The sequence below is a fragment of the Mycolicibacterium chitae genome, assembly GCF_900637205.1.
Taxonomy (GTDB): Bacteria; Actinomycetota; Actinomycetes; order Mycobacteriales; family Mycobacteriaceae; genus Mycobacterium; species Mycobacterium chitae.
The window spans coordinates 5,141,145-5,154,343 of sequence record NZ_LR134355.1; the positions used below are offsets into that span (position 1 = coordinate 5,141,145).

Below are 13,199 nucleotides of genomic sequence, written 5' to 3' on the forward strand. Positions count from 1 at the left end.
CTCCCCTGCTCATCACTGATCCCCCGTGGCCGCCGTCATGTTCTCCAGTACCCGGCGGAAGCGCTTGACCAGTTTCTGGATGCGCGCCGAGTTCAACACGCTGGTGTCGTATTCGACCCGCAGGCCCAACTCGTGACCGGGCACGGCCTGCACCGACAGCGGGTAGTGGTTGAACTCGCGGTTGGTGAAATCGGTGATGGTCAGTTCGCGGACACCCATCAACGCGGCCGCGTCGATCGGGTAGTTCTCGTAGACGAACATCGTGTCGAACAACTGGTCGTGGCCCGCGACGCGGTGGATCTCGTGCAGCGCCAGATGCTGGTGCTCCAGCGTCTCGGTGTAACCGTTCTGCAGTTGGTTCAACAGGCTGGCGATCGTGGTCTCCGGGGTGATGGTCGCGCGCACCGGCACCGTGTTGATCAGCAGACCCACCATCGATTCGGCGCCCGTCAGATCCACGGGCCGCCCCGACACCGCGGTGCCGAAGGCCACGTCGGGTTGGCCGGTCAGCCACATCAGCAGCTGCGCCCACGCGCCCTGCAGCACCGTGCTCACCGTGGTGTCACAGGATCGGGCCAATTCACCGAGCTTCCGGGTGGTTTCGGCGGAGACCTGGAAGGACTCCACCCCGCGCCGGCCGAGCGCCAGACCGGGCGGGCCGACCAGGGTGGGCGTCTCGAATCCGTCGAACACCCCGCCCCATGCCGCACGTGCGGCGTCGTTGTCCTGCTCGGCGAGCCAGGTCACGAAGCGGCGGTACGGCGTCGGGGCCGGCAGCCGTTCCCCGAAGTAGCCGGCGAAGATCTCCTGCAGCAGGATCGGCTTCGACCAACCGTCGAGGACGATGTGGTGGTTGGTGAGCACGAACCGGTGCTCGTCGGGGGCGGTGCGGATCAGCGCGGCGCGGAACGGCGGCTGGCCGGCCAGGTCACCGACCGCGGCCCGCTCGGCCGCGGAGACCTGCTCGATGCGCGCCGCCCGGGCACCCTCGGACTCCGCGGTCAGGTCCAGGTACTGCCACGGCAGGGCGGGCTCGGCCGGCAGGATCTGCACCGGTTCGTCGAAGAGCCCGTGGAAGCGGGCGGCCACATTCGGGCGACGCCGCAGTACGGCTTGGACCGCGTCGCGCAGGCGGTCGGCCTCCAACGGCCCCGTCACGCTGACGTCGAGTTGGACCGCGTACAGATCCTCGCCGCCCTCGGCGTCGACGGTGTGGAAGAGCAGGCCCTGCTGCAGGGGGGTCAGCGGCAGCACGTCGGCAACGCGTTCGTGCCGGGTCAACTCGTCGATCTCGTGCTGGCGGAGCTTCGCCGGTGCGACGTCGGACGGGGTCAGCCCGCCGCCGCCGGCCCGGACGTGCGCGACGATGCCGGCCAGGGCCTCGAACCACAAGGTGGCGATCCGGCTCACCTGTTCGTCGTTCAGCGCCGAGGGCGCCCACGTCCAGGTCGCATGAAGCTGCGGGCCGTCGTCGGTGTCCATGGTTCCCGCGTTGAGTTCCACGGTGTGCCCCAACGGAGTGGGCACGGCCGATCCGGCCGCGGAGATCGCCACCGCGTCCTGATCGATGCGCCACAGATCCTCGGACAGGTCGGCGGCACCGGCCCCCAGTCGGCCCAGATAGTTGAAGCCGATGGTCGGCTCGGCCCCGCCGAGGTCCACGTCGGCGCTCAGGTAGCGCAGCAGTCCGTACGTCATGCCGTCGGGCAGGGCGCGCAGCTGCTCCTTGCCGGCCTTGAGCACATCTCCCAAGGCGGGCTCACCGGAAGTGATGTCCGCCCAGCCCAATTCGCCGAGCGAGAGCGCCACCGGGTATTTGGTGGTGAACCAGCCGACGGTGCGGGACAGGTCGACATCGGCCAGTTCCTCCTGGCGGCCGTGGCCCTCGACGTCGATGCCGATCGGCGTGCCCGCGGTGCCCAGGTATTCGGTCCAGGCCAGGCCGAAGGCGAGCAGCAGGATGTCCTGGACCCCGGCGTGGAACGCCGCGGGCACCTCGGACAGGAGTTGCGCGGTGGTCCCGGTGTCCAGCGACAGCGACAGCTGCCCGGCGCCGGCATAGGTGTCGGTGGCCGGTTGCGGGGCGGGCAGCGCGGGCGGCACCGCCACCACCTCACGCCAGGCATCGCCCGATGCGAGGACCGGGGCGCTGTTGGCGTGCTCGGCGAGCAGCGACGACCACCGGGCGAACGAGGTTCCGCCCGAAGGCAACTCCACCGTTTGTCCGCTGTGGTGCTGGGCCCACGCGATGTTCAGGTCTTCCAGCAGGATGCGCCACGACACCGCGTCGACGGCCAGGTGGTGCACCAACATCGCCAGCTGGCGCGTCTGCGGCACCCACAGCGCGCTGAGCATGGCACCGGTCGACGGATCAAGGCGTTCCCGCGCGACCGCGAGCGTGTCCACCGTCAGCTCCTGGACCGACTGCACGCAGTCGCGCGCCGACACCGCCCCTGCCTCGGGCGCCGTGAGTACCCACTGGCCGTCGGCGTCGTCGACCCGCAGGCGCAGCAGGGGGTGGCGATCGAGCACGGCCTGCAGGACCACCAGGACGTCGTCCTCGCCGACGCCCTCGGGGGCCTGGAGCACGACCGTCTGGTTGAACTGATCGACCGGGCCGTCGAGGCTGTGCAGCCACCGCATGATCGGGGTCGCGACCACCGGGCCGGTGCCTTCGTCCACGACGGCATCCGCGCCGTCGGTGAACGAAACCACCTGCGCCAGGCGAGAGACGGTCCGCTCCACGAAGATGTCGCGCGGGCGGCAGACCAGGCCGGCCGCCCGGGCTCGCGCCACGACCTGCATCGAGGAGATGCTGTCGCCGCCGAGGTCGAAGAACGAGTCGTCCACGCCGACGCGTTCCACGCCGAGGACCTGGGCGTAGATGCCCGCCAGCAGTTCCTCGACCGCGTCGGCCGGTGGCCGGTACTGGTCGACGTCCTGGTACTCGGGCGCCGGCAACGCGCGGGTGTCGAGCTTGCCGTTGACCGTCAGGGGCAGCGCGTCCATGGCCACCACCGCGGCGGGAACCATGTAGGCGGGCAGCCGCTCGGTCAGGGCCGCGCGCACCTTCACCGGGTCGGCACTGCCGGTGACATAACCGACCAACCGCTTCTCGCCGGGCCGGTCCTCGCGGGCGATCACCGCGGCCTGCTCGACACCGTCGAGCGCCGCCAGCGCGGCGTGGACCTCACCGAGTTCGATGCGGTAGCCGCGGATCTTGACCTGCTTGTCGGCGCGGCCCACGTACCGCAGCTGCCCGTCGGGGCCCCACTGGACCAGGTCGCCGGTCCGATACATCCGGGCGCCGGGGCCACCGTACGGACATGCCACGAACCGGGTGGACGTCAGATCGGACCGGCCCAGGTACCCGCTCGCCAGACCGGCGCCGGCCACATACAGTTCGCCGACCACACCGACCGGGACCTGCCGCAGCCAGCCGTCCAGGACGAAGAACGCCAGGTGGTTCAGCGGCACGCCGATGGGGCTGACATTGCTGTCGACGTCCTCGTTGCCGATCTCGCGGTAGGACGCGTGCACCGTCGTCTCGGTGATGCCGTACATGTTGACCATGCGCGGCCGCTCCGGGTGGGCCTGCATCCACTGGGAAAGGCGCTGCGGTTCAAGGGCTTCACCGCCGAAGACCACGGTCTGCAGCTTCAACTGTTGCCCCAGCTCGGGCTGCAGGGCATCGGCGGTCTGCAACGCGTAGAACGCCGAGGGGGTTTGGCTGAGCATGCCGGCTTCCTCGGTGACCAGCAGCGCATGGAGGTCCTCCGGGGAGCGCACGACGGAGTCGGGCACCACCAGCAGCCGACCGCCGTACAGCAGCGGGCCCCAGATCTCCCAGACCGAGTAGTCGAAGGCCAGTGAATGGCACTGTGTCCACACCAGTTCCGCGGACAGATCGGATTCGAGTGCGGCCAGCAACTGGGTGACGTTGCGGTGGGTGACCGCGACGCCCTTGGGTGTGCCGGTGGTTCCGGAGGTGTAGATGATGTACGCGATGTCATCGGCCGCCGGCATCGGCAGGGCGGTGTCGGGCTGGGCGTCGATGCTCGGGTCGCCGAGTTCGACGACCACCATCTCGGGCAGTTCCGCGGTCAGCAGTCGCGGCCGCATCTCAGCGGTGGTGATCGCCGCCTTCGGGGTGGCGTCGCCCAGCATGAACTCGACGCGGGTGTCGGGGTGAGCCGGGTCGATGGGCAGATAGGCGGCGCCGGTCTTGACCACGGCCAGGATCGCGACGATCGCGTCCGCGGTGCGGGGCAGCAGCAAAGCCACCCGGTCACCCGCGCCGATCCCCTTGCCGGACAGCAGGTTCGCCAGACGATTCGCGGACGCCTCGAGATCCCCGTAGCTCAGTGAGGTGCCTTCGTAGGTCAGCGCCGGCGCTTCGGGGTTGCGGGTCACCTGTTCGGCGAACATGGCCGGGATGGACTGCAGCACGGGTGCGGGTTCGGTCAGTACCGCCCGGTTGCCCCACTCGTCGAGGCGGGCGTGCTCGGTGTCGTCGAGCAGGTCGATCGCCGACATCCGCTGTGCGGGATCGACGACCATGGCCGCCAGCACCTGCTGCAGGCGGTTCACCAGCGCGTCGACGGCGGCCGAGTCGAACACCTCGGTGTCGAACTCCACCCGCAGGCCCAGCTGGGTGCCGGGCATCGCCACCACCGAGAGCGGGTAGTGGTTGTACTCCCGACTGGTGAAGTCGGTGATCCCCAGCTCCCGCGCCCCCAGCATCGCCTCGGCGTCGATCGGGTAGTTCTCGTAGACGAACAGCGTGTCGAACAACCGCTCCTGGCCGGTGATGCGGTGAATCTCGTTGAGCGCCAGGTGGTCATGTTCGACGGTGTCGTTGTGCGCGCCCTGCAACTGATCGAGTAGTTCCGCGACGGTGGTGGTCGCGGAGATGCGAGCCCGGACCGGCACGGTGTTGATCAGCAGACCCACCATGGTCTCCGCGCCCGCCAGCTCCGCCGGACGGCCGGATACCGCGGTACCGAACGCCACGTCGTGCTGGCCGGTGAGCCAGGTCAGCAGCTGCGCCCAGGCCGCCTGCAGCACCGTGTTGACGGTGGTGCGCTGCGCGCGGGCGAGTTCCCCCAACGAGTGGGTGATGCCCTCGGGCACCTGATAGGACTCGACGCCGCGCTGCCCGGATTGTGCCGGCGGCGCCACCAGAGTGGGGTTCTCGAAGCCGTCGAACACCGCACCCCAGGCCGCGCGGGCGGCCTCGTGATCCTGGCGGTCCAGCCAGCTGACGAAGTTGCGGTACGGCACGGCGGCCGGGAGCCGCTGCCCGTAGTAGGCCGCGAAGATGTCCTGCAGCAGCACCGGCAGCGACCAGCCGTCGATCACGATGTGATGGACGGTCACCAGCAGGCGGTGCTGGTTCGCGCCGCTGCGGATCAGCGCGGCGCGGAACAGTGGTTGGTCGCCGAGCTTGCACACCGCGGCGCGTTCGGCGGCGCCCAACTTCTCCAGTCGCTGCTCGGGCGTGTCGGTGCCGTCCGTCAGATCGACTTCTTGCCAGGCCATTTCGGGATCCGCGGGGATGATCTGCACCGGTTCGCCGAAGTCCTCGCAGAATCGGGCGGCCAGGTTGGGATGGCGAGCGACCACCGACTGCACGGCGCGGCGCATCCGCTGCGGTTCCAGCTGACCGGTCAGGGTGATGCCCAGTTGCACGGCGTAGACGTCGTCGTTGCCCGCGGCACCGGACTCCGCGGCGCCTTCGGCGAAGCTGGCCTGGAACAGCAACCCGCGCTGCAGCGGGGTCAGCGGCAGCACGTCGGCAATGCGGTAGCGCTGGGCGAGCGTGTCGATCTCCGGCTGGGTCAGTTGCACGGGCGCCAGGTCCGACGGGGTCAGCCCGCCGCCACCGGCCGCGACGTGCGCGCAGATACCGCCCAAGGCGTCGAACCAGAGTTGACTCAGCCGCGTCGCCTGGTCGCGGGTGAGCGCCGACGGGGCCCACGTCCACGCGGCCTGCAGGCGCGGCCCGCCGTCGCTGTCCATGGTGCCGGCGTTGAGTTCCACGGTGTGCGCCAACGGCATTCCCACCGCGCCGGCCACGTCCGTTGTCGACAGGCTGTCGTCGCTGATGCGCCACAGGTCCTCGGAAAGGTCTCCGGCACCGGCGCCCAGGCGACCGAGGTAGTTGAACCCGATGGTGGGCTCGGCACCGGTCAGTGCGACGTCGGCGTTGAGGTAGCGGAGCAATCCGTAGGTCAGCCCGTCCGGCAACCCGCGAAGCTGTTCCTTGGCGGCCTTGATCACCGCACCCAGCGCGGTGTCCCCGCCGCGCACCTGATCCCAGGTGAGTTCGCCGACGCTCAGCGCCACCGGATACTTGGTGGTGAACCACCCCACGGTGCGGGACAGATCGATGCTGTTGCCCACTTCCTCGACTCGGCCGTGGCCCTCGACGTCGATGCCGATGGCCGCCCGGGTGCCGAGGAATTCCCGCCACGCCAGACCGAACGCGATCAGCAGGATGTCCTGCACGCCGGCGTGGAAGGCCGCCGGCACCGCGCCGAGCAGGTGCCGCGTCGCCTCGGCGTCCAACGACACCGAGAGCCGTCCGGCCTTGGCGTAGGTGTCTTCGTCGGGGTCGACGGCCGGCAAGGCCGGGGCCGTGGACAACACGCGTCGCCACGCATCGGCGTGGTCGACGACTTCCGCGGTCTTGGCGTACTTGGTCAGCAGCGAGGACCACGACGCGAACGACGTCCCGGTGATCGGGAGGTTCGGCGTCTGACCGCTGTGGTGCTGAGCCCAGGCGATGTTGAGGTCTTCCAACAGGATTCGCCAGGAGACCCCGTCGACCGCGAGGTGGTGGATGATCAGGGCCAGTTGCGCCGACGCGGGCACCCACAGTGCGCTGAGCATCCGCCCGGCGCCGGGGTCCAGCCGCGACCGCGCCGCCACCACGGCGTCCTCCGACAACGCATCGACCGTCGTCAGGCAGTCGGCGGCCCGCACCGCACCGACTTCGGGGATCAGCAGTGACCAGTCCCCGTCGGCCTTGTCCGTCTCGGCGTGTAGCCGCAGTGTGGCATGCCGATCCAGCACGGCCTGCAACACGATCTCGACGTCGTCGCGGTGTACCCCGCGCGGGGCCTGGATCACCAGCGTCTGGTTGAACTCGTCGATCGCGCCGGCGTTTCCGCGCCACCAGTGCATGATCGGTGTCGGCGACACCGGTCCGGTGCCTTCGTCGACGACGGCGGCCTCTCCGGAAACCACCTCGACCACCGAGGCGAGCCGGGCCACGGACTGTTCGACGAAGATGTCGCGGGGGCGGCACAACACACCGGCGGCGCGGGCCCGCGCGACCACCTGCATCGACAGGATACTGTCGCCGCCGAGGTCGAAGAAGGAGTCATCGATCCCGACCCGCTCCACCCCGAGGACTTGGGCGAAGATCCCGGCCAGCACCTCCTCGACCGCGGTTTCCGGTGCGCGGTAATCGCGCTCGCCGCCGGCGTATTCGGGTGCGGGCAGCGCACGGACGTCCAACTTGTTGTTCGGTGTCAGCGGCAACGAATCCAACACGACCACAGCCGCAGGCACCATGTACGGCGGCAGCTGATCTGCCAACTGGGCCCGGGCCCCGGCCGGATCGGCACTGCCGGTGATGTAGGCGACCAGCCGCTTGTCGCCCGGGCGGTCCTCGCGGGCGATGACGGCCGTCGCCTCCACTCCGTCGAGTGCCGCCAGCACCGCGTGGATCTCGCCGAGTTCGATGCGGTAACCGCGGATCTTGACTTGTTCGTCGGCGCGGCCGAGGTATTGCAGCTGACCGTCCTCGCCCCACCGGACGAGGTCGCCGGTGCGGTACATGCGGGCTCCCGGCTCACCGAACGGGCAGGCCACAAACCGTGACGCCGTCAGGTCCGAGCGCCCGATGTAGCCCGGTGCCACACCGTCACCGGCCACATAGAGCTCACCGACAACCCCTGCCGGTACCGGCTGCATCCAGGTGTCCAGGACGAACAACGCCGCCCCCGGCACCGGAGCGCCGATCGGGACCACCGAATCCCCCGCCCGCAACGGCGCACTGATCGCCACACACATCGTGGTCTCGGTCGGTCCGTAGGCATTGATCATCGTGCGCCCGGGCGCCCAGCGGTCGACGACGGTGGCCGGACACGCCTCGCCGACCACTGCCAGCGCCGTCGACTCCAATCCCTCCGACGGCAGCATGGCCACCGCTGACGGAGTCTGGGTCAGCATGGTGACCTGCTCGGCGACCAACAGTTCGTGGAAGTCCTGCGGCGAACCCGCCACCGTCTCCGATACCACCACCAGCCGGCCGCCGCGCAGCAGCGCACCCCATATCTCCCACACCGAGACGTCGAACGCCAACGAGTGACACAGCGGCCAGATGCCGGGGTAGGGCAAGCCCGCGTCCAACGTCGTCATCAACTGGGTGACGTTGTGGTGGGTGATCGCTACACCCTTGGGTGCGCCCGTGGTCCCCGACGTGTAGATCACGTACGCCAGATCATCGGCGCGGGGCGCGGGTAGGGGGTCGTCGGCCTGCTCCGCCACCGCCGGGTCGTCGACGTCGATGACCCGGATGTCGTGGCCCTCGAACCGGGCGCGGAGTTCGGCGGTGGTGAGCACGACCGCCGGCGCCGCATCGGCGAGCACGAACTCCAACCGCGAATCCGGCACCGACGGATCGATCGGCACATAGGCCGCACCCGTCTTGAGCACCGCAAGGATCGCCACCACGGCGCGGTCGGTTCGTTCACTCACCAGCGCGACGCGCTCACCCGGGCCGACGCCGGCGGCGGCCAACAGGTGCGCCAGCCGGTTGGCGTCCGCATCCAACTCGCGGTAGGTCAGGGAGTTGCCCTCGAAAGTCAGCGCTGCCGCGTCCGGAGCGGCGGCCACCTGCCGACCGAACAGCTCGGTGATCGAGATCGGGTCCGCAGCACCGGTCAACGTGTCCTGGTTGCCGATGGTCGCGAGTTCGGTGCGCTCATCGCCGGCGAGCAGATCCAACGACGACAGCGGAAGGTCGGGATCTGCGGCCATCGCGGTGACGAGACTTTGGATGTGGTCGGCCAACTCGGCGACTTCGAAGCTCGCGAACGGCTGACCGGCGCCCGCGGTGCTGAGGAACAGCTCGTCGCCGGCGCCGATGAAGAAGAGCCCGAAGCTGCCCGTCGGGCCGTGGTTGGTGTACGACACCGACACCTGCGCGCCCGCGAGGTCAGCCGTGAGTCGGGAGGGGATGAAGTTGACCGCGATCCGCCGCGAGGGTTGCCGCGGGCCGCCGACGGTCCCGTCGGGGCCCAGTGCGTGGACCGGAAAGCGCTGATGTTGCAGCAATTCACGGATGCGGGTGTCGACGTGGCGGCAGAACTCGCCGACCGTCATGTCCGGCGGGGACTGCAGCACCAACGGCACCACGCCGGCCAGCATCGCCGGCAGGGATTTCGACTCCGAGCTCACCCGCCGGCTGACCGGGAAGTCCAACGCCACTTCAGAGCCGTAGCCCGACCAGGCCCGGGTCATCAACGCGACCGCGGCGGTGGTGACCGTGTAGCGCCGGATGCGCAGGGTCTTGGACAGTTCCTTGATGTGGCGGACCGCCGCCGGATCGATGGGGACCGACGCCGACGGCGCGTAGGCGTTGCGACCGGCGACCGGTGGTGAGGGCGGCTGATCTAGGCCGGCCTCCGGAGCAGGATTGCCCACCCAGTAGGCAAGGTCGTCCTGATAGTCGGCGGAGGCTTCGTAATCCGCCTCACACGCAACGAAATCCTGCAGCGAGCCGAAGTAGGCCGGCGCGCCGGCCTCGCCCGTGGCCAACGCCGTGTAGATGGACGCGATCCGCCGGCTCACCAGAGCCATTCCCAACCCGTCGACGGAGATGTGGTGGCCGAGTCCGAACAGATAGAACTCGTCGGGGCGGGTGCGGAACAGCGCGAACTTCACCAGCCGCCCGGTCAGCGGCAAGGGCGTGTGTTGAATTGCCGACGCCTGTTCGAGGACGGCCTGTACCGGATCCTCGGCATCGCTGACGTCGTAGAGGGGGAGTTCGATATCCGAGTAATCGAGCGACCTCTGGAACACCTGACCGTCGACCTCGAAGAAGGTCGCCCGCGCCGGTTCGGCTTCCTGCAGGGCTTGGCGTACCGCTTCTTGGAGCAGGCCGTGGTCGACGGCACCGTCGATCCTGCCCAGGAGGCCCAGCTGCCATTCCGTACCGGCCAAGCCGCTTTCCTGCGAAAGCCAGATGTCCAGCTGTCCTCGCGACAGCGGAAGTGCCCTGGGGTCAGGTTCCATTATGTAATTCCCCACACCATGAGTTGACTAGGAAAAGAAATCGACCGCTTGTTAAAGAGCCCCACCCTGCGCCAAACGATCACGCAGGCTCTTCGGTCGAATATCAGTCCAATTCTTTTCGATGTATTCCAGACACTCCGCACGCGGCGCCTCCCCATGGACCACCGTCCAGCCTGCCGGAACGTCGGCAAAACTCGGCCATAGGCTGTGCTGCTCTTCGTCATTCACCAACACGAAGAAGCTGCCGTTGTCGTCGTCGAACGGATTAATGCTCAACTTTTCTCCAAACTGCCCGGGAACACGCGACCTACCCCAACATACGGGAGGACCCAGGATAACGCCCGATGTATCCGCCAATTCTGCGGGGCCGCAGCCTTTTTCAAATTATAGTTAGTCCCGAACAGCAATTTGCTGAAATCACTTTCGCACTCGCTTTTGTGAGGTCGTTGCCGCGTCGCGCTGCCCCACGACCCTTGCGAAATCTTCGTCCCTATGAGGGCTATGTGGCCGCATCCTCAGCCTTGACCCGCACGGGCGAGCTCCCCGCACCCACCTCCGCCGGGCCGCCAGGCAGTCCCGAGGCCTCCGACGCACCGGGGCTCCGCGCAGCGCAGCCGGCGCGCGGACGCTACACCCGCTCCAGCCGGTCCCTTTTGGGCCACCTTCGTCGACGTGCCGCAGACCAAGCAAACACCGGCTGAGCACCGAAATCCTGACGCCCTGCCGAGGGCAGCGCGGACGAATTCCTCAGTCGGATTGTGGTTCTGGGTGGCTCTTCGGCGGCGCACCCGGCGACGAACCACGCGGCAGCACCATCATGAACACCGGGATCTTCAAGGTGACTCCGCCGACAGGTGCCCGAACGGTGAAGGACACGACCTCGAGTTCGAGGCGCCGACCCCGCTGCGTCTCCATCTCCAGACGACCCGGCAGACGCTTGGGCTCAGCCAGCCAATCCAGGCCGCGTTCGATGGACTCCACCAGGCTCATGCCGGCGACTATACCCGCGGATGCGGCATCGCATCGGACGACTTCCGACCCGTCTTCGCAGTCCCGACACCAGTTGGTGTGAAGTGCAATGTCTTTCACGAACCCCGACGAATGGCCCTGGCGTCGGTCAGCCTGCCGGCTTGATCAGCAAACCTTGACCAGTGGGCAACATGCATATTGAAACGCCCAATTCGTCCGCCACCTCATCCATGGCAACGCGCTGTTCGTCTCGGCCGCGATTGGCGTAGTCGTCCAAGAGCACGAAGGCCCCGGGGGTGAGACAAGGCCAAAAGTACCGCAATGCAGCCACTTCGGGCGGCGCACAGTTCATGTCGATATGCAGGTAGGCGATGGAGTTTGCGTCGACCTCGGCCAACGTCTCCGGCACCGCACCGACGATGATGCGCTGGTTCTTCCATTCCGCGAAGTTGGCCCGCACACTATCTGCTCCGTCAGCGTACATACCCCTGCGTAGATGCTCCTCGCTTTTGGCGAGTGCACCCGACTCGCGTTCGGCCGCCGAAACAAAGCGCGGATCAAGACCCGCGAACGTGTCGAGCAGGTAGAATGTTTTGTTCAGCCGATCCCAGTCGAGATGTTCCATGATGGCGCTGCTCAAGAAGCCATAACTGACACCGCATTCGACAAAATCACCGTCAAGATGGCTTGCGCTCGAGGCCGCCCACAGTCCGACGTGCACGCGCCATTGCCATTGATACCAATCTTCATCACCAAGCGCGCGCGCACCGCGCTGATAGGCCCGCTGAAAATCAGGATCATCCACGAAAGCATGGTTGTTGAAGCAGATCAGCGCATCATTCGAGTACACGTTGGGGAGCAGAGTCCGCGCGAGCCAGTATTCGGCCCGCACTGCCCGCAGCCACAGACGAGTGCGCAGCGACAGTTTGTTTACCACGACGCCCCCTCCGCGACCGCAAGCGTGGCGAGCAGTGGCAGCGCAGACGTAAGCGTTTGGTGCGCCCAGCAGGGCTGCTCTGGTCGAAACGCCATATACAGGCCTCTCTTTCAGAAAGCGAGTTCATGGACAGCAGAATCGGTCAGCGGCTGGCGTTTTACTCCGTCTTGATTATCAGTCCTTGGCCGGTGGGTAACGCACAGATCGGCACGCCGAGTTCAGCGGTCAGTTCGTCCATGGCCCGCCGCTGTTCATCGAACCCCCGATACGAATAGTCGTCGAGCAGAACGACAGCGCCCGGCGTCAAACGCGGCCAAAAGTACCGTAGTGCAGCAACTTCCGGTGGCGCACAGTTCATGTCGATGTGCAGGAAAGCCACGGTGTCGGCATCGACCTGGTCAAGGGTCTCCGGTACCGCGCCAACAATGATGCGCTGGTTACGCCATTGCGCGAAATTGGCCCGAACGCTGTCCACCCCGCTGACGTAGGTGCCATGGTGCAGACTCCGCTCGCTCTTCTTCATGGCCCCGCCGACGCGCTCTCCGTCGGTGATGAACCGCGGATCGATACCCGCAAAAGTGTCCAGCAGGTAGAACGTCTTGCCGAGCTGATCCCAATCGAGATGCTCCATCACCGCGCTACTCAGGAATCCGAAGTTCACTCCGCACTCGACGAAGTCGCCCTCCAGCCGACTCGCGTTCTGCGCGGCCCACAAACCCACGTGCACCCGCCAATGCCACTGGTACCAATCGGGGCCACCTACTGCCTTTGCACCACGCTGGTATGCGCGTTGGAAGGCCGGATCTTCCAGAAATGCGTGGCTGTTGAAACAGATCAAGCCGTCGCTTGCGTAAACGTTCGGTAGGACTTTTCGCGCCAGCCAGTACTGACTGCGTACCACCTTCGACGCCAACCGTGCACCAACTGAAAGTGTGTTTGCCACAGGTCCTTCCGAGTCTTCCGACAGAGGCTCAACTACACTCTG

5 protein-coding genes are annotated in these 13,199 nt (G+C 67.4%); all 5 read right to left on the minus strand.

The window, feature by feature from the left end; genetic code table 11:
* Positions 1-12: 12 nt before the first annotated feature.
* Positions 13-10,308 (minus strand): non-ribosomal peptide synthetase, encoded by a 10,296-nt coding sequence (locus EL338_RS24495; protein ID WP_126336113.1) that lies wholly within the window; start codon positions 10,306-10,308, stop codon positions 13-15.
* Between the two features lie 51 nt (positions 10,309-10,359).
* Entirely contained in the window at positions 10,360-10,584 is a 225-nt protein-coding gene (locus tag EL338_RS24500) for an MbtH family protein (RefSeq protein WP_126336114.1), read from the minus strand.
* 471 nt (positions 10,585-11,055) lie between these two features.
* Entirely contained in the window at positions 11,056-11,298 is a 243-nt protein-coding gene (locus EL338_RS24505; RefSeq protein ID WP_126336115.1) for a hypothetical protein, read from the minus strand.
* Between the two features lie 127 nt (positions 11,299-11,425).
* Positions 11,426-12,214 (minus strand): class I SAM-dependent methyltransferase, encoded by a 789-nt coding sequence (locus tag EL338_RS24510; protein ID WP_126336116.1) that lies wholly within the window; start codon positions 12,212-12,214, stop codon positions 11,426-11,428.
* A 157-nt stretch (positions 12,215-12,371) separates the two neighbouring features.
* Positions 12,372-13,157, minus strand: a complete 786-nt coding sequence (locus EL338_RS24515; protein ID WP_126336117.1) for a class I SAM-dependent methyltransferase — start codon at positions 13,155-13,157, stop codon at positions 12,372-12,374.
* Between the last annotated feature and the right edge of the window lie 42 nt (positions 13,158-13,199).

Coding starts and splice junctions, on each gene's coding strand:
- EL338_RS24495 (WP_126336113.1), bottom strand. CDS start 10,308: ATGGAACCTGACCCCAGGGCACTTCCGCTGTCGCGAGGACAGCTGGAC.
- EL338_RS24505 (WP_126336115.1), bottom strand. CDS start 11,298: ATGAGCCTGGTGGAGTCCATCGAACGCGGCCTGGATTGGCTGGCTGAG.